The organism is Affinundibacterium macrobrachii (assembly GCF_014652415.1).
Taxonomy (GTDB): domain Bacteria; phylum Pseudomonadota; class Gammaproteobacteria; order Burkholderiales; family Burkholderiaceae_D; genus Undibacterium; species Undibacterium macrobrachii.
Window position 1 is genome coordinate 92,586 of sequence record NZ_BMYT01000006.1, and the last position, 18,476, is coordinate 111,061.

The window sequence follows — 18,476 nt, forward strand, 5'->3', positions numbered from 1 at the left end:
CCATCCCCAATGTGAACCAGTGCGCTTAATATCGCGCAAAAAGGCGGGGGAGTCCATCCCATCACTCAACCGGACCCGCAACAGCATGCCACCTACGGGCCTCATTTCATTCTGGCCCTTCGGCGTCCTGCCGTCGCGGGCCGGTTAGCTCGAACGTTAGTTGCAACAAGGAACATATGAGCAAAATAGGCAGAAATGAGCCGTGTTGGTGTGGATCTGGTCAGAAATATAAAAAGTGTCATTTGAATAGATCTACTGAAGAAGCGCTCTCAATCAACCGACTCATTGCTGAGCTAAGATTAAAGACATTTCATAAAGAGTGTATGCATCCTGATGCATCTGATGATTCTTGCAGTAGTAAAATTATTGACGCTCATACAATTCAAAAGAAAGGACCGTTGAAATCCATCGCCGATGAATCAAATCATGTTTATTGCTTCAGAACTGACCAGAATGGAAAAGATCTAGTACTGAAATTAGGTTGGCAAAAGGCATCTACTTTCAAGGGTTTCTGTGCGAAACACGACAAAGCAATGTTTAGCCCTATTGAAGATGAGTTATATAACGGCTCAAAAAGTCAAAGTTTTATCGCAGGCTATAGAGCTGTAGCCTTAGAATACTTCAAAAAAATCAGCGTAGTTAAAGGGTTACCTTTCATGAGCCAACATGTTGATAGAGGTATGCCAGTGGAGGCTCAAGTTGAATTACAGAGAAAATTGAACTCAATGAGGCAAGGTTTTTTTAAAGGAATCGATGATTTTAAAGAAACATTAAATACTTATGCAAACAGCCACCAGTCTCAAGCTTATGATGATTTTGAAAGCCTAACTGTTTATTTTACAGGTGACTTAGACATTGCAGTTTCAGGTTGTTTTTCACCTGACTTTACTATCAGTGGAAGGCGTATCCAAACTTTGGCGCCGGGTGTCAAATTTGTAGAGAATATTGCAGTCAATACTTTGAATACAAAAGACGGTTATGCCTTAGTTTTTTCATGGCCCAAAAGTTTTACGAAATGCGGTGAATTCGCTGATTCTTTAATCAGTGTTAGTCATAATGATCTTCCAAGTAAATTGGTTGAATTGATTTTTAGCTATATAGAGAACACATACTTTTCTATGAGCTGGTTTAATGGACTTGAACATAATAAAAAAATATTAATCGAGTCTATGGCAAGAAGGTCTATTCAATATGGTGAATTGGTAGAATTTAGTAATTATGAGTATACAAATTGGAAGGTTGATCGTGTTGTTCGCAACTAACAAGGCGCTATTGTCGCCACTATCGTGGCTGGGACGGCTTACGCTTCGCTCCAGCCGCCCCAAAGCTTTGCGTTAGGTGTTGCAATGAGTTCTATCGCTAACTTCAACGCAGTGATGTCATTGCTTGCAAAGGATCTCCGCACTCTCGGATACAAACGTAGCGCGACGTGGTTCACTCGTAGGCCACTCGCTTCACCGTACTTCGAGTCGTTGAATGTCAGAAAGATCCCTCAGGCGGCGTCAAAACGCATCGTTCTCCAGGTTGTCGCATATGCCGGCCAGACACCCGAGAGCAACACTTCACTAGTTTCGTCCTTAGAATCAGCTCTGCAGGATTCAAATTTTCAACGCCACATTCTTGCTGGCAACGCAGAGCGCTATTGGACTATCTGGCCCTCTACCGATCCTGTGAACGTAGCAACCGAGATCATTGAGGAGGTTCGTCATCAGCTACTCCCCGCGTTGCTTGCGAACCGCCCTATAGTCGCGGACAGCAACACCTAACAATTCGTATATGGACTCCCCCCAAAGTACAAGAAATTAATCAATAGTTTTGACGCGAGGAATAAGCCTGCAGTCGTATATCCGGCATCTAATGTGGAATCTATTGTGTTCCGTGCCGACATGGAATCTGCGTGATCATTGCGCCACTCGCTACAAGCGGCAGGCGTAAAGCTGCCGGAAGAGTTATCGGCGTTCAATGATCTGGTTGCGTTCCGTTGTGCCATGATGGGTGATTAATCTCTACGCAAAGGCTGGTGGGAAATCATGCTCTCAATTCCTAATTTGTTAATTTAAGCTGGCATTGCATACGAAGTCCTTTCTAATTTTTTATTCATGCGTTGTACGGTTCCATAGTCTTCACCATCACGCAGCGTGGCGTAACAAATGCGGGCCAGTTTGTTGGCTAGTGCGCAGGCCGCTTTGTTGTGATTAGTTCGACCTTGCACTTTTAGCGCCCAGCTTCGTAGATCGTCTAGGTGTCGACCAGCACTAAAGCTGACGCTAGCCGCTCGCAAAACGGAACGTGCACCGTGCGTTAAAAGCATACGAAGATAGCGATCACCGCGTTTGGAAATGTGTCCTAGGTATCGCGTGTTACCAGATGAGTACTCTTTCGGCGTCAGTCCGAACCAGCTCGCGAAATGACGAGCATCTTTGAAGTGAGCAACGCTTCCACTTGTGGCAGCAATCATCGCGGTCGCCGTTAATAAGCCGATACCTGGTATTGAAAGTAGGGTGGTGCAGGCAGCGCTTTGCTTAGCGAGTTGGGTCAATTCTTTTTCTAATTGGGCGACTCGCGCTTCGAGCAAATGAATTTCCTCAATCAATAATTTCATAGTGCCTCGGATCAATTGAGGAACGGCAGTGTTTGGGTCGGCCAGAATGCGTGAGATTTGTTCTATGCCGTTGCGACTTCCAGTCGCAACGGAAATACCGAATTCACGACAGAAACCGCGCAATGCATTGATGCGCGAGGTACGTGTTCCCATCCACAATGAACGTGTGCGATGCAAACCTTGCAAAGCTTGTTGCTCAATCGATTTAATCTTAACAGGGCGAATATCGGCACAACGCGCAGCTTCTAACAACGCACATGCATCGGCGGCATCTGTTTTATTGCGTTTTGCATAAGCCCTGATGTATGCTGCTGGAAGTAACTTGACTTCGATACCGAGAGCATTAAGAGAACGCGCCCAATGATGAGCAGAGCCACAAGCTTCCATGATAACCAGCGAGACGTTGCGATTGATAAACCATCGTTCGAATTGTGTACGAGTCAATCGGTGTTGTTCAATAACTCGCCAATTCAGATCGGCAACTGCAAGTTGAAAAACAGATTTGGCCAAATCAACGGCCACAGTAGTAGTATTCATAGTGGACTCCTTACGTTGAAATCTGATACCCATCCCCAATGTGAACCAGTGCGCTTAATATCGCGCAAAAAGGCGGGGGAGTCCATCCCATCACTCGAGCCGACTCGCGTCGGCAGGCCGCCGCTCGCGGCTCAGCTTCAACGTTAAGTCTCAATATGCAGAATGCCGTCGTCTACTCATTCCCAGATCGCTTTCTTGTAATGCCAAGTTGTATCACCCCAACTGGTCTGCGTCTTGTGTCGGCACCATACGTCGCCTTGCCACTATCCGTCACAGACTTGGAGTTCACTCATACGTTGAAATCTGCTCTCGACATTTCAACGCGTGAAGTTCCGCATCCTGTTGATTGGAAAGCCGCTGCTTTACCTCGCTTAGGCGCTGCGGGGGTAAAAACGGAGCGCGCATTTCAGCTAAAATCGAAATTGGTTGAAATCGTAAAGGATGGTAATGGCATTCAACTTCGTCCAACCCATAACGGTGGGGCGACAGGAGACAAAAAAGGGTTTTATTGGATTGGAGGTGCAGAGTTTGTGGTTTCCGCCAGTCTAAATGAAAGTGAGTTTGTGGCTCAAATTAAAAGGGCCTTTTCATTATGCACGGAATGAGACTTAACAATTCATTCGAGCGGGACGCGCGGTGTTCCCGCGCCCTTCAATTTAAACGTTATGCATTTAGATGAATACCTTTTTTAACGTTCAGCGCAAGAAAACAAATGACCTGATGAGAAGCGAGTTGACGGCACAAGTAGTGCCTTACTTGAGGGGCAAAGGGTTTTCTGGAAAGTTGCCTTGTTTCCGGCGTGAGTTTGGAGCTCAACAACAACTTATCGAGTTTCAATTTAATAAATTTGGAAGATGCTTCGCTGTAAATTTATCTATATGTGAACCAAATAAGCTTTTTCTTACGGTTAGCAAAGACCAACTCAAATCACTTAGAAGTCAACGGCTCGGAAGTAGAGCCAAAAGAATAAGACACTCCTTCAATATGGATCACTGGTTTACCTTTCTAAAAGGCTTTGTCTTCTATTTTCCTGCATATCAAGCAGCGGCAAATGAGGTCGTAAAAATGTATGAAGCCGAGGCGGATCTAATATTTTCAGACCTTCAGAAAGCTATCGACACAGGTGTTAGCTGCATACATCTAAAATTAAAGCCACCTAAAAATGCATAACAAAACGTTCGAAAACGTTCCGGTCTTTGGCCTTTCAACTCTGCGATATATGGCTCCCTAAATGAAACTAAATTTCCGCGAAATTTTAGGACTTGTATTGATCGTCCTAGGGACGATTATCATTCCAACTGCTTGGATGTTTAGTAGAACCTTAACTTTGATTGCATTTGTACTCCTTTTTGTCGGATTTACCCTTTTCTATACTGAACGGATATTGAAGCGTGAGGAGAGAATGGCAAAAGAAGCGGGCAGTTCTGGCGAAAACTGTGGAAATTCAATGCCAACAGATATTAATAATCACACTGGGTGGAGAACAGGCGGGAGACGCGCCGATCACAACGATGGTGATTTCGATGGAGGCGGCGATGGTGACTAGCCATATAACATGACAATCGGTCGGACTGGCCGCGATGCGACTGTGTTCTTTTTTAATTTATGGGCGGCCAGCCGTCATTTCGACGTTGAGGTTGAATGTTTAGTCTTACTATCAACGATTCCTCAAACTAACTTTATAAAACCAATGGAAAACACCGATTACATCTGGATCATCACCAATCTAACAGGAATCGTTCTCGGCTTATTTTTTAAGCCAAAGATGTCAAGCTTGATCGTGTTGGTGTTGTTGATTTTGGGGGCGATAGGATTTTTGATTGGCATTTATGCTGCTTGGATTCCTGCTGAACATTTATGGTTGTTGGTGATGGCCTTGCCGATGTCGATTACTGTGTTTGGTGCGGCGGTGTTGACTAGTTTGTGCTTGATGTTGATTAAGCGCGCATTGGGACGTAGTCGTCCAACTGCCTAGATTTTGAATTAATTCCAAATTGTGCGTGCATATTGGAATGTCTGCGCTTTAGTTGTTGATGAGTTGTTGATGAGTTGCTGATTGAGTTGCTGATTGTTAGACCCTATGCTAGCTTGTGCGCTTTGACTTTTGAGAATACGGTGGAATGTTTATGCGCTTTGAAGGCACGCTGTCTAAGTGGAATGATGATCGTGGTTTTGGTTTCATTAAGCCCAAGCACGGTGACCAAGATATTTTTGTTCATATTTCTGCATTCCCAAAAGATGGTAAGCGACCTTCTATTGGTGAGAAACTTAGCTTTGAGATTCAAGCCGGTCAAGATGGAAAAAAAGAAGCTAAAAATCTGCAATGCCTAGACCGATCACCCGCTGAATTTGTTAGTCATCGTCCAGCGATTCATACAAAAGTGCCGACATCGACTAAGTCTTTATTGAGCCGGATATTAGGCTTGGCTTTTTTCGCTGTGATCGGAGTTTTTGCATATGATCAGTTCTCTCGACGCGCCGCATTTGACGGTGAAGTGAGTGCGGTTAAATCTGAAACCACGGAACTAGTTCAGCCTGCTTCTGCGTCAGTAAACGCTAAGCTTTATCAATGCGATGGTCGTCAGCACTGTTCGCAAATGAATTCGTGTGAAGAGGCAAAATATTTTCTAAAGAATTGTCCAGATCCGAAAATGGATGGCGATCATGATGGAATACCTTGTGAGCAAGATTTGTGCACATCGATATTCTCAAATTGAGAAATCTTTGAATTTTCTCTGAATCGTTTTTACTTAATATGCCCATTGATTCCGCCACCGCCTACGAAACTCACGCACTAGAATTTCTAGTAGCGCGTGATCAGTCAACAATTGGTACCACGGTGTTGCAAGCTTGGTGTGCTAGCTTAAGTCCTAATGCGGAAGTGTTGGAGCTGGCTTGTGGTGCGGGTTTTCCGGTGACGCGCATTTTGCAGGAAGCGGGTTTGCGGGTTTGGGCAATCGACAGTTCACCTACTTTGCTCGCGCATTTTCAGGAGCGATTTCCATCCATTCCAGTGGCTTGTGCGCGTGTGCAAGAGAGTACGTTTTTTTCTAAGCAATTTGATGCGGTGTTGGCGATAGGTTTGCTATTTTTGCTGGATGAAGTAGATCAGTTGGCTTTGATTCAGCGCCTTGCCTCGCACGTGAAACCAGGTGGGCGCTTGTTGTTCACCGCACCGCTACAGGCTTGTCAGTGGCGTGATGCGAGCACCGGTCTTGTGTCGCATTCGTTAGGGCAAGACGCTTATGTCGCTTGTTTGCAAGTGCATGGATTCGCAATCGTTGGCCACTACGTCGATGAAGGTGAAAACCATTATTACGAAGCGCAGCGAGTTATTTAGTCTTTGGTTTTTCTACAGTTTAGGCCGCTGTTTCTTCCGCATACTTTTCTTTAATCTCGACCACCGCAGGCAATTGTGCGATAAACAAATCGACGAGTTCGGGATCAAAGTGTTTGCCTTTTTCGCTGACTAAGAGATCGACTGCTTGTTGTACTTCCCATTCTTTTTTGTAGGGACGAACCGAGGTCAATGCGTCGAATACGTCGGCGATGGCGACGATGCGCGCTTCGATAGGAATGGCTTCGCCAGCGATGCGATGAGGATAACCGCTGCCATCAAATTTTTCGTGGTGATAGAGCGCAATTGTGCGTGCCATTTGGAGCAGGGGGGAGTCGTGTTCGCCCAAGATTTCCGCACCCATCAAGACATGTTTTTGCATGAGTGCCCATTCGTCTTGATCTAGTTTGCCGGGTTTGAGCAAGACGTGATCTGGCGTGCCAATTTTGCCGATGTCGTGCATTGGTGCGGCATGGAATAATAAGTCGGCTTGGCTTTCGCTAAAGCCCGCCGCCAGCGCGAGCAGGCGTGAATAGTGGCTCATGCGTATCACGTGTAAGCCGGTTTCGTTATCGCGATATTCGGCAGCGCGACCTAGGCATTGGATGATTTGCAAACGGGTCTTTTGCAATTCATCTGCGCCGACTAAAGAGAGATGTGTTTTGACCCGTGCGCGTACGACGGGCGGGCTAATCGGTTTGGTGATGTAGTCGACAGCACCGACTTCAAAACCGGCCGATTCATCGCTGACTTCACTCAATGCGGTGACAAAGATCACGGGGATCGCCTTGGTGACGGGATTGGCTTTGAGTCGTTTGCAAGTTTCTAAACCCGTTAAGCCCGGCATCATTACATCGAGCAAGATCAAATTTGGCGCTTCTTCTTGTGCGAGCTTGAGTGCTTTCTCACCATCGAGTGCGAATAGTAAGCGATAGTCTTCATGCAGCACTTGGCGCAAGATTTGCAAATTGGTTGCAGCGTCATCAACGATTAAAATTTTTGGTCTTTCGTCTTGTTGTTTCATGACGCATTTCCTTGTGAAGGTTCTTTGGAATTTTCTGCTGAATTTTGTTCAGATTGATAATGATGCTCTAACTTGCCAACCATGTCTCGCGCAGCTTCAAAGTCAAAGGAATTGACGATTTGATCGAGCACATCAAAGTCATGTTTTGGCAGCAGTTTTGCCAGTTCGCTCAATACATTCTCCGCCAATTCACCATGTGCTAAAGCGTCGTCTAGCTTTTGTAATAAGGGTAGCAATTGCGATGGATCGATCGACTGCTTGCTCGAGTCTTGCTTGTTGTTGGCTGTATCAAATTCACCTAGTGCATCAGCGACATTCATGATTTCATCGGCTAGTTGATCGAGTGCAGATTTGATTTGATCGGTATTTTGCGCGGCTAGATCGGCTTCAATTGTGCTGCAAAGATTGGTGGTGCGCGATAGCGCCAGATTGGCCGCAGCGCCTTTCAGTTTGTGTACCAAACTAGCGAAATTGTCGTCTTGCGTCCGCATACTGCGTAAGCGCGGCACAACATCGCGGAAGCTGCTTAAGAATTGACGGATGGCTTCGCGATGTCGTTGCTCGCTGCCCCACAGACTTTGTCCACGGCTCCAATCGATTACCGAGCCACTTAATTGTTGTATCGATAAATTGGCTGTCGATGTGAGGTCCATCGCGGGAATATCGATATTCAGTAAGCGCGCAATTTCTTGACTGAGTCTTTGCATATCGATCGGCTTGTGGGCAAAGCCATCCATGCCCGCTGCTTTAGCTGCTTTGATATCGGCTTCCAAGACACTCGCAGACAGCGCAATCACCGGTGTGGCTTGACGCTGATGCTGTGCTTCAAACAGACGAATTTGTTGCGTCGCTTCTAGCCCGTTTAATACTGGCATTTGTACATCCATTAAAACGATGTCAAATGAAGTGTTGGAAAAAATCTCAACCGCTTCGGCACCATTGCGCGCAGTGGTGATGGTGTGGCCGAGTTTGCCTAAGATGACTTCGATTAATTCAAGATTTTGCGGAACGTCATCGACTGCAAGAATGCGCAGTGGCGGTAGTTCGATGATTCTTTGCTCATCGATCGCACTGATCGCTTTGCCAATCGGCAAAGGCAATTCGACATGAAATTGACTACCGACATGCAGTTCACTTTCTACCCAGATACGACCGCCCATCAGTTCGATTAGTTGACGCGAGATTGTGGTGCCTAAACCAGTACCGCCAAAGCGTCGGCTCATGGACGCATCTGCTTGCGCAAATGGATCGAAGATATGATTCAGGCGATCTGGCGCAATGCCTATGCCTGTATCTTGTACGATGAGGTGGATGCATGCATCTTGTTGCTCAACATGCAGCGTGACTTCACCTTGATCTGTGAACTTGATGGCATTGCCAATTAGATTCAGTAAAATTTGTTGCAATCGCAAGGCATCGCCTTGGAAAAATTCTGGCACTGTTTCTGGATAATCGAGTACGAGTGGCAAGGCTTTAGCTTGCGCATTAATACGTAGGGTTGCCATTACTTGCATACACACTTCGCGCAGAGAAAAATCGCGAATCTCTAATTCGACGGCACCGTGTTCTAACTTGGCGGTATCGAGTATGTCGTTTAACAGCGTGAGTAAGGAACGCGCCGAGTTGCGCACTGTAGTTAAGTGGCGTCGCTGTGTATCGTTGACTGGTTCGCTGAGCAGCACATCAGTAAAGCCAAGAATCGCATTCATCGGCGTGCGGATCTCGTGGCTCATATTTGCCAAGAAGGTATTCTTGGCAGCCGCTGCGTGTTCGGCTTTGGCTTTGGCTTCGCGCAAATCTTGTTCCATTGCGTGCCGCTCGGATAGATCGCTGGCAAATTTGATGATTTTGTAAGGGCGATTTTCTGGATCAAAAATCGGATTGTAGCTACCGTGTATCCAGATCTCTTGCCCTTGTTTTCCAAAGCGCCGGAAATCGCCAGATGTATTCAAGCCTTTGCGTAAGGTTTCCCATAGCTGTTGATAGCTGGCTGAGCTAACTTCGCTAGGCGCACACAAGATGGAATGATGTCGTCCGACTAGTTCTTCCAGTGTATATCCTGTAATCGATAAAAAGTTTTGATTGGCATTTAAGATATGGCCTTGCAGATCAAACTCAACAACACCTAAAGAGCGGCTGATTGCATTGACCACGCCTTCAAATTCGGCATTGCGTCGTTTGTTATCGGAGATATCGATGATGACACCATCAATCCATTCGATCTCGCCGTTTTGGCCGCGTACACCACTCGCACTTTCAGAGACCCAATGTTCTTTGCCGTCGCGATCAATGATGCGATATTCCAGCATATAGGGCATGCCGCTGTGTAGTTTTTCGCTGACGATGTGGGCAGTCCATTCGCGATCTTCGGGGTGCAGAATTTGCGAGAATGTTTTTTTGCCTGAGGTAAAGTCTTCTGGCTTCCAACCTGTTAGACGCTCCACTGCATCGCTTATGAAGAGCATGCTCCAGTCTTGATCTAAGCGACAGCGAAAAGCGATGCCAGGTAAATTGGCGATTAATGAACGGTATTGCAGTTCGCTATTGCGTAATGCTTCTTCCATTCGTTTGCGTTCACTAATATCCGTGATAAAGCCGACGAACAAGGTCTCGTTCTGTAATGCTGCTTCACCAAGCGCGAGTCGCATTGGGAAGTGTTCACCGTTCTTTCTAAGACCAATTACTTCACGTCCAGAGCCCAAAGTTTTTGTGCTGATGTCGGTCAAATAGCCACGTAAATAATTGGCTTCATTGTGACCTGCGGGAGCAGGCAAGATCACTTGAATATGTTGACCAATGATCTCATTCGCGCGCCAAGCAAATATGCTTTCAGCCGCACTATTAAATGCGCGAATGGTGCATTGATGATCAAAGGTGACGATGCCATCGATAGCGGTTTCAACGATGGTGCGCGTGCGCGCCTCGGTATGGACCATGCGTTGATAGATGGTGCGGTAACGCAGCAAAATATTACCGGCCACGGTAATGAGAATCGCCAGTGTCGTGATTCCAGCAATCGATAATGCCAGATCAAAATTTTCGACTGGTGCAAAATTAGATGCCGGATTATTTAAGAAATGCGTGGCTTTCATGCCGGTGTAATGCATCCCGGTAATCGCAATCCCCAACACAATGCCGCTGATGATGTTGATCGGATTGGCTTTGAGTTTTTGATTGGCGATTAATTTAAAACGCAACCACAAAGCCAAAATCGATAGCGCGACGGCGACGATAATAGAGATACCGAAAATTACTGGATCGAAGCGCAGTATCAATGATTTATGAACGGCTGCCATGCCGCTGTAATGCATCACACCAATTCCAGCGCCAACTAAAATGCCGCTGACTACAAGTTGCCAACGTGTGACACGTTCTTTGGCGATGAGTAGTAGCGCGACCCAAGACGCTAAGAAGCTTGGCAGCATCGAAAGCACCGTAATAATTCTGTCGTAACGAGCCGTGCTACATACGCTAAACGCCAGCATGCCAATGAAGTGCATAGACCACACACCGGAGCCCAACACGAAGGCGCCTGATAGTAGATAAATTTGGCGATTGAATGGACGTTTTTCGGTACGCGCCATGCCTGCTAATTGGAACGCCATGATGCCCGCTAACACCGCGACAAAAAGCGACAAGGCGACTAAGGGGTGATCGTATTCACCGGAGAGTAAAGGCAGCGTTTGGCTGTCGAATAAAAAAAAGCGGTGAATTTGCATATCGAGCTTTTCATTGAAAGGGCGAAGCCCGAAATTAGAGGGTAGCTCACGTCAAAAAGCTTACTTTGTGGCAATTGATTCTATTCGCTTCAACCTAAAGTCGCAAGCATAGAAAATGCGTCATGTTGTGTTGCTTTAATAGGATTAATTGGATTATTTGGATGAATCAAGTGCTTGCGTTGGAGTTGGTGACTTCCATGTTGATCGACTTACTGATGCGAATATGCAGATGTTGCTGTTTGTATAGTTTGTATGTCTTAGTTGCTAATGAAGTGCTTAGTCGCCTTGATGAGCGCCACAAAAATCATCAAATTTTGTGTGTAATTGTCTAGGATTTTGTCAAGTGTTTAAGTTGATAAGCAATTTAGGCATGATGTGAATAAGCATAGAAAACCGCTATACTTCCGTCTTCATAAAATCCGGTCATTGTAAATATTTGGTTTGAAGTGGCTTTTTAAACAAGCTTCAATGCAGAACACAAGCTCGTTATGCTTGCTAGCAGATATGACACACAATGAATGCTTGGCACGATTTGTACAACATCTCGCGCCTGACTTAGCCGGTCACAGTCAATCATAATCAACTAAGTTTATTGCACTCGTATTGCGCTTAGTTGATTTTTTTATTTGAAGTTAGGTATTAGATCAATGAAACCATATCTTGTCGGCATTACCGGCGGTAGCGGTAGTGGCAAAACTACATTTATTAATTCCTTGTTGGCGGCTATGCCTGAAGGAAGTGTGGCGCTGTTGTCGCAAGATAATTACTACAAGTCCATCGATCAGCAATCCAAAGACGAAAATCGTATCGAGAATTTTGATATTCCGTCTTCTTTAGATCTCGATAAATTCTATCAAGACGTATTGCGTTTGCGTGATGGCCATAGTTTAGAGATCAAAGAATATACCTTTAATAATGCGGATGTTGTGCCAAAGATTTTTCATATTCCAGCCGCACCAATCGTGCTGCTAGAAGGTATTTATGCGCTGCATAATCCGGCTTTGTACGACATCATTGATTTAAAAATTTTTATCGACGCAGAAGAACATCATCGTCGCTATCGTCGTGTGCAACGTGACGCGGTCGAGCGTGGCTATGATCAAGACGATGTCTTGTATCGTTTGAGTAATCATCATCAACCTGCCTTTGAAAAATATATCCTGCCACACCGTAGTAATGCCGATATCGTGATTCCAAATAATCATGGTTTTGATAAAGGCTTAGCAATGTTGAGTGTGTTTTTGCAATCAAAAATTGGTAAACCCCTCTAATTTATTCTTGGTCAATTGAAGCTGTAAGTCGTTCGGAATGCATGACTTGCTCAAAACGATGTCATCTTTGTACTTGTCGCAAGTTTGTTTGAAATTGAAATGAGGCATTTGGTATGAAACCGCACATCGCTGTTGTTGGTAGCATCAATATGGATTTGGTTTTTCAGACGCCACGGATGCCACTGCCGGGTGAGACTTTGATGGGACATCGTTTTCATTTAGTGCACGGTGGTAAAGGAGCGAATCAAGCGGTGGCTGCTGCCAGAATGGGCGCTTCGGTGAGTATGATTGCTTGTGTTGGCGATGATGCAAATGGACACAGTTGCTTTCAAGCCTTGCAAGCTGATGCGATTGATACTGCGCATGTGCGCGTAGTACCCGATTGCGCGACTGGTGTTGCGGGAATTTTGTTGGATGATGCGGGACAGAATAGTATTGTCTTGGCAACTGGTGCAAATGCACGTTTAGTTGAGTCTGACATAGATGCTGCGCGCAGCACTATTGCACAAGCTAAACTGTTATTATGCCAGCTGGAAACACCGCTCTCGACGGTGTTGCATGCGATTCAATCTGCTAAGCAAGTTTCTGCAGCAGCGCAAGAGGCTGGGCAAGAGCCAGTGAAAGTGGTATTGAATCCAGCACCGGCACAAAAGCTCGATGCGCAGGTATTAAAGCAGGTTGATTATTTGGTGGTGAATGAAACCGAAGCGAGTTTGCTAAGTGATGTCAGCGTTACCGATTTGCCGAGTGCGCAAGCGGCAGCGACGGTGTTGCAGCAACTTGGCGCGGGTGTCGTGATCGTGACACTTGGTGCGATGGGGATTTGGGTTGCTGATGCAGATCAAGCGTATTCTTTGCCAGCGTTTCAAGTCAAGGTCGTTGATACGACGGCTGCCGGAGATACCTTTGTTGGTAGCCTCGCAGTAGCGATCGCAGAAGGAATGGATTTACGTGCTGCTTGTATGTTTGCACAAAGTGCGGCGGCATTGGCAGTGACCCAATTGGGTGCGCAGACCTCGATCCCATATCGAGGCGCGGTAGAGCGGCAGTTACAGAGTCTGTGAGTGCCATAAATTTTATGCTAATAAATTGGCGAGGCGCTGAATTCAAAGTCCCTTGCAAATGAAGCTTACCAAGCTATTCAGGAGTTATTAAAAAATGAAATTGCGTTCATCACTTCTATTCAGTGCACTGCTTTCCGTGTCCGCATTGGCTGCTGCGAACCAGCCTAAGTATGCTTTGGTTTATGACGCGGGTGGTAAGTTTGACCGTTCATTTAATCAGTCTGCTTACGAAGGTGCGGAACGCTTCAAAAAAGATACCAAGATCTCTTACATAGATGTGCAAGTGATGAGCAACGCGCAGGGTGAGCAAGTGTTGCGCAATTTGGCTCGCAAAGGGATTAATTTAATTGCGGCGATTGGTTTTACGCATGCACAGCAAGTGCAAACTGTCGCAAAAGAATTTCCAAAAACGAAGTTTGTGATTGTGGATGGTGCCGCTACTGGTGCTAATGTCAGTTCTATCTTGTTTAAAGAACAGGAAGGTTCTTATTTGGTCGGCGTTGCCGCAGCGATGGCATCAAAATCAAAAAAACTTGGCTTTATTGGTGGTATCGATATCCCACTGATTCGCGCATTTGCTTGTGGTTATACGCAAGGTGCAAAATCGGTTGATCCGAAAGTTGATGTTGCGCAAAATGTGGTCGGTACTACGGCGACTGCTTGGAATGATCCAGCTAAAGGTAGTGAATTAGCGCGCGCACAAATGGAACGCGGTGTGGATGTGATTTTTGCAGCAGCTGGTGGTAGCGGCATGGGCGCGTTACAGGCAGCAAAAGAAAAAGGCAAGATGGCGATTGGCGTTGACTCGAATCAAAATTATCTTTATCCAGGTGTGATGCTGACGTCAATGGTCAAACGTGTTGACAATGCCGTGTATGAGAATTTTATGCAGATGAAAAATGGCACATGGAAAGCCGGTGTGTCAAATTTAGGTTTGAAAGAAGGTGGCGTGGATTGGGCGCTCGACAAAGACAATCGTAGTTTAATCACCCCAGAAATTGAAAAGCGAGTCAACGCAGCGAAGCAAGATATTTTGAGTGGTAAAGTCAAAGTAGTTGATTATCGCGAAGCCAGCCGTTGCCCCTTATAAGTCTGATTAAAGCCGTAGCATTGGATGATGCTGCGGCTTTGCTTTATCTAAAAAGATTGTTCTAAAAATTTCACTGTAACTTTGCTTTGCTTCGGTACTTTTGTAAGGCATTAGTTAGGTTCAAACTAAGCGCAATCTAAGCTAACACTAAGCTCAAACTAAGCTCAAACTAAGCTCAAACTAAGCTCAAACTAAGCTCAAACCCAATTGAACAATATGTCCACAGCAGTAGAATTTCGCCAAATTTCAAAGCGCTTCGGGAAAGTTCTTGCGAACGATGCCGTGAATTTCTCCATCGCGCAAGGCACGATACACGGCATTATTGGTGAAAATGGTGCTGGTAAATCGACCTTGATGAGTATCCTGTATGGTTACTATCACGCTGATGCTGGCGAGATACTCATCAATGGCAAAGTGCAAAACATACGTAATAGCCACACCGCGATTCAGCTTGGCATTGGCATGGTGTACCAACACTTCATGTTAGTTGAAGACATGACGGTGTTAGACAATATTATGCTTGGTATGGAAGGCGGTTTCCGTCTGCGCCAACAGCGTAAAAAAATTGCGGCGGAATTGGCGCAACTGTGCGAAGACTACGGTTTGGAAATCAAACTCGATGCGCGTATCGATAGCTTATCCGTTGGTGAGCAACAGCGCGTAGAAATTTTAAAGCAGCTGTATCGTAACGCCAGTATTTTGATTCTGGATGAACCAACAGCAGTGTTGACGCCGCAAGAGACCGATGCTTTGTTTGCGATTTTGCGTTTGTTCAAACAGCAGGGCAAAACCGTGATCTTAATCACGCACAAGCTTGCCGAGATTTTAGCGATCACCGATGCGGTTACAGTAATGCGCGCAGGTGGTGTTGTCGCAACCCTAGAAACTGCGCAATCGAATCAAGAAGATTTGGCGCACAAAATGGTCGGACGTAAGGTGGCGACCGAGTTGCCACGTCAGACTTTATCTGCCGGAGCGACCGTGTTGCGGGTTGATGATCTCAGCCTACAAAATGAGCAAGGTGTGCATTTATTACGCGGCTTAAATTTTTCTGTGCAAGCGGGCGAGATCGTCGCAATTGCCGGTGTCTCCGGTAATGGACAGTCGGAATTACTCGAAATTTTGGCGGGAATGCGCAATTTAAAAGGCGACAAAATTAGTGGCACTGTGCATGTTCAAGATTTAGCGCTCAATTTCAGCAAGAAAGATCCTACTTTGGCGGCGAAGCTGCGTAAGTTAGGCGTCTCGCATGTGCCAGAAGATCGTTTGCGCGATGGCGTCATCAAGGATTTTCCTGTTTGGGAAAATATTTTGTTAGGCCAGCAAAGCGAACAAATTTATTTGGATAAAAAACAATGTGTGGCAGCTAGTGATGCATTGCTGGCGCAATTTGAAGTGCGTCCGCTCGATTCGCATTTGCGCCTGTCGCAATTATCCGGTGGTAATCAACAAAAAATTGTTTTAGCGCGCGAAATCGCCGCCCGTCCTAAATTGATGCTGGTCGGCCAACCAACGCGCGGCGTTGATATCGGCACGATCCAAAGAATCCATACCGAGTTATTAGCCTTGCGTGATGCTGGCGTAGCGATTTTGTTGGTTTCTGCAGAATTAGAAGAAATTCGGGCTTTGGCTGATCGCATTTTAGTGATGTCGGGTGGCTGTATCACGGGCGAATTAAATATCGCTGATTACGACACGACACGAATTGGTTTATTGATGGGTGGCTTACACAAATGAATTCTGATTTACCTCGTTGGGCGACCAATGTCGCTCTGCCTATGCTGAACTTGCTATCCGCGATGGTGGTGGCGGCAGGCGTGATTTATTTGCTAGGTGAAAGCCCATTAGAAGCACTGGGTATTTTGGTTAACAGTGCGCTCGGTAATGCTGAGGGATTTGGTTATACCTTATTTTATGCAACCACTTTTATCTTTACCGGCTTGTCGGTGTCGATCGCCATGCAAGCAGGTTTATTTAATATTGGTAGCGATGGTCAAATGTATTTAGGTGGGCTGGGTTTGACGCTCGCCATGCTGCAATTTGATGCGAGCTTATCGCCATGGTTGTTGATTCCTATGGGGATTGCGGCGGCCGCCTTGTTCGGCGCGGCATGGGCTTTTATCCCAGGTTATTTGCAAGCCAAACGCGGTAGTCATGTGGTCGTGACGACGATTATGTTTAATTTTATCGCTGCGTCCTTGATGAATTTCATCATCATTACTTACATGATCCCGACTGGTGAGCAAAATCCAGCAAGTAGAGTATTTGCTGAAGCAGCTTGGATTCCTCGGATTGACACATGGTTGCCCGTGTTGGGCGAAACCCCCTTGAACTTAACTTTTCCAATCGCGATTATTTGTTTGATTGCGTATGGCTTGCTGGTATGGCGTACACGCTGGGGCTATGCATTGCGCGCAGCAGGTAAGAGCCCACATGCCGCTTTGTATGCAGGTATTTCGATGTCGACAGTGATTATCGTCGCGATGCTGGCATCGGGGGCATTGGCTGGTGTGGCTGCCGTCAATAGCGTGGCGGGTTCTATGCATTATTTGAGTTTGAACTTTACCGCGGGTGCAGGGTTTATTGGTATCGCGGTGGCATTGATGGGGCGTCAGCATCCTATTGGTATCTTTTTGGCGGCGCTGTTATTCGGGATTTTGATACAAGGCGGCTTTGATCTGTCTTTAGAAAAATCGAATATTCCTTCTGAGACCTTTGTGTTTATTCAAGGCTTAATTATTCTATTTTGTGGTGCGATGGAAAACATGTATGCACCCTTGTTATCACGCGTGCTCAAAATGAAGTGGGGAAAAAATGTTTGATGATTTTCAATTCTCTACAATTCTAGTTGCGACGATTCGTAATGCACCAGTGTTGCTGTTTGCTGCTTTCGCAGGTGTTTTCGCTGAACGCAGTGGCATCATTGATTTGGCGTTAGAAGGAAAAATGTTGACCGCAGCGTTCGCCGCGGCGGCTTGTACCTATGCCACACACAATCCGTATATCGGGATTGCCGCTGGTATGTTGGTGTCGTGTGTGATCGTTTTATTGCAAGGTTATGTATCGATAAATCAAAAGGGCAATCAATTGGTTTTCGGTATCGCGATCAATATTGCGATGTCGGGTTTGACTTTCGTTTTGGCGCAGTACTTTTTCCAATTGGGTGGTCGTAGTCCAGATTTAGGTGAGGCGAGATTGCCCGTGCTGCATTTTCCGTTTGCTGATTGGTGGTCAAGCATTCCAGCTTTAAATTGGTTGTTCGGTAAGTTTTTAGGCGGGCATACGATCTTGGTGTATCTGGCGTTCGCACTAATTCCTTGCATACATTGGTTGATCAATCACAGCCGTTTTGGCTTGCGTCTACGTGCGGTTGGTGAAAATCCACATGCGGCAGATGCGGCTGGGATCAATGTGGTGCAAACACGTTATTTGGCCTTGTTGTGTGGTGGCGTCTTGTGCTCGTTTTCTGGTGCTTACTTAGCGATTGTACAAAGTGGATTCTTCTTGCGCGATATGTCTGCAGGTAATGGTTTCTTGGCATTGACGGCGATGGTGTTCGGTAATTGGCGGCCATTGCAAACTGCTTTAGGTTGTTTGATGTTTGGCTTCTTTGCTGCTTTGCAAATCCAGATGGAAGGCGTGGCTTTCCCTGTTGTTGGGCAAATTCCTGGCTCCTTAATACAGATGTTGCCATTCGTTGTGACGGTTGTGGTGTTGGCGGGTGTGATGGCGAAATCGGTGGGGCCAAAAGCCTTGGGCGTGCCATTTGTGAAGTCGCGTTAAAAAATTTGCACAATAGTTTGTACAAAAGATTGTACAAAAGTTTGTGTAA

The 18,476-nt window shown here is 46.0% G+C and carries 16 protein-coding genes; 13 read left to right on the forward strand and 3 right to left on the reverse strand.

The annotated features are described in order from the left end of the window. The first annotated feature begins 176 nt into the window (after positions 1-176). Positions 177-1,262 carry a YecA family protein gene (locus IE103_RS15630; RefSeq protein WP_189347070.1) on the forward strand — a complete coding sequence of 362 codons (1,086 nt, stop codon included), beginning with the start codon at positions 177-179 and terminating at the stop codon, positions 1,260-1,262. 794 nt (positions 1,263-2,056) lie between these two features. On the opposite strand, the gene IE103_RS15635 is transcribed toward IE103_RS15630, so the two are convergent. Then, a complete protein-coding gene (locus IE103_RS15635) occupies positions 2,057-3,139 on the reverse strand; it encodes an IS110 family RNA-guided transposase (RefSeq protein WP_189347071.1) in 1,083 nt (360 codons plus the stop codon). Between the two features lie 155 nt (positions 3,140-3,294). Here IE103_RS15635 and IE103_RS15640 point away from each other — a divergent pair, with 155 nt between their 5' ends. The 6 genes from IE103_RS15640 to IE103_RS15665 all read left to right on the forward strand — a co-directional run bounded on the left by IE103_RS15640 (position 3,295) and on the right by IE103_RS15665 (position 6,479). Further along, positions 3,295-3,744, forward strand: a complete 450-nt coding sequence (locus tag IE103_RS15640) for a hypothetical protein (RefSeq protein ID WP_189347072.1) — start codon at positions 3,295-3,297, stop codon at positions 3,742-3,744. A 70-nt stretch (positions 3,745-3,814) separates the two neighbouring features. Continuing rightward, a complete protein-coding gene (locus IE103_RS15645; protein WP_189347073.1) occupies positions 3,815-4,309 on the forward strand; it encodes a DUF4304 domain-containing protein in 495 nt (164 codons plus the stop codon). 61 nt (positions 4,310-4,370) lie between these two features. After that, entirely contained in the window at positions 4,371-4,685 is a 315-nt protein-coding gene (locus IE103_RS15650; protein ID WP_189347074.1) for a hypothetical protein, read from the forward strand. 9 nt (positions 4,686-4,694) lie between these two features. After that, on the forward strand, positions 4,695-5,114 hold the full coding sequence (locus IE103_RS15655) for a hypothetical protein (protein WP_189347075.1): 420 nt from the start codon (positions 4,695-4,697) through the stop codon (positions 5,112-5,114). Positions 5,115-5,265: 151 nt separating this feature from the next. Beyond that, on the forward strand, positions 5,266-5,856 hold the full coding sequence (locus IE103_RS15660; protein WP_189347076.1) for a cold shock domain-containing protein: 591 nt from the start codon (positions 5,266-5,268) through the stop codon (positions 5,854-5,856). 38 nt (positions 5,857-5,894) lie between these two features. Beyond that, positions 5,895-6,479 (forward strand): class I SAM-dependent methyltransferase, encoded by a 585-nt coding sequence (locus tag IE103_RS15665; protein WP_189347077.1) that lies wholly within the window; start codon positions 5,895-5,897, stop codon positions 6,477-6,479. Positions 6,480-6,498: 19 nt separating this feature from the next. Here IE103_RS15665 and IE103_RS15670 read toward each other — a convergent pair whose 3' ends face one another. Together IE103_RS15670 and IE103_RS15675 are read right to left on the reverse strand one after the other, a co-directional pair. Beyond that, positions 6,499-7,500, reverse strand: coding sequence for a response regulator (locus IE103_RS15670; protein WP_189347078.1), 1,002 nt, complete (start codon positions 7,498-7,500; stop codon positions 6,499-6,501). Continuing rightward, a complete protein-coding gene (locus IE103_RS15675; protein WP_189347079.1) occupies positions 7,497-11,219 on the reverse strand; it encodes a PAS domain S-box protein in 3,723 nt (1,240 codons plus the stop codon). Before IE103_RS15675 ends, IE103_RS15670 begins: the two co-directional genes overlap by 4 nt. Positions 11,220-11,866: 647 nt before the next feature. Between IE103_RS15675 and IE103_RS15680 the strand changes: the two genes are divergently transcribed. The 6 genes from IE103_RS15680 to IE103_RS15705 all read left to right on the forward strand — a co-directional run bounded on the left by IE103_RS15680 (position 11,867) and on the right by IE103_RS15705 (position 18,427). Next, entirely contained in the window at positions 11,867-12,490 is a 624-nt protein-coding gene (locus tag IE103_RS15680; RefSeq protein WP_189347080.1) for a uridine kinase family protein, read from the forward strand. Positions 12,491-12,603: 113 nt separating this feature from the next. After that, positions 12,604-13,554, forward strand: coding sequence for a ribokinase (gene rbsK, locus IE103_RS15685; RefSeq protein WP_189347081.1), 951 nt, complete (start codon positions 12,604-12,606; stop codon positions 13,552-13,554). A gap of 94 nt (positions 13,555-13,648) precedes the next feature. Next, positions 13,649-14,644: a BMP family lipoprotein gene (locus IE103_RS15690; RefSeq protein WP_189347082.1), complete on the forward strand. Its 996-nt coding sequence runs from the start codon at positions 13,649-13,651 to the stop codon at positions 14,642-14,644. 216 nt (positions 14,645-14,860) lie between these two features. Continuing rightward, positions 14,861-16,381: an ABC transporter ATP-binding protein gene (locus IE103_RS15695; RefSeq protein ID WP_189347083.1), complete on the forward strand. Its 1,521-nt coding sequence runs from the start codon at positions 14,861-14,863 to the stop codon at positions 16,379-16,381. Next, complete coding sequence (locus IE103_RS15700; RefSeq protein WP_189347084.1) at positions 16,378-17,466, forward strand: ABC transporter permease; 1,089 nt, start codon at positions 16,378-16,380, stop codon at positions 17,464-17,466. The genes IE103_RS15695 and IE103_RS15700 overlap by 4 nt, the downstream gene beginning before the upstream one ends. Beyond that, positions 17,459-18,427 carry an ABC transporter permease gene (locus IE103_RS15705; RefSeq protein WP_189347085.1) on the forward strand — a complete coding sequence of 323 codons (969 nt, stop codon included), beginning with the start codon at positions 17,459-17,461 and terminating at the stop codon, positions 18,425-18,427. The genes IE103_RS15700 and IE103_RS15705 overlap by 8 nt, the downstream gene beginning before the upstream one ends. The last annotated feature ends 49 nt before the right edge of the window (positions 18,428-18,476 follow it).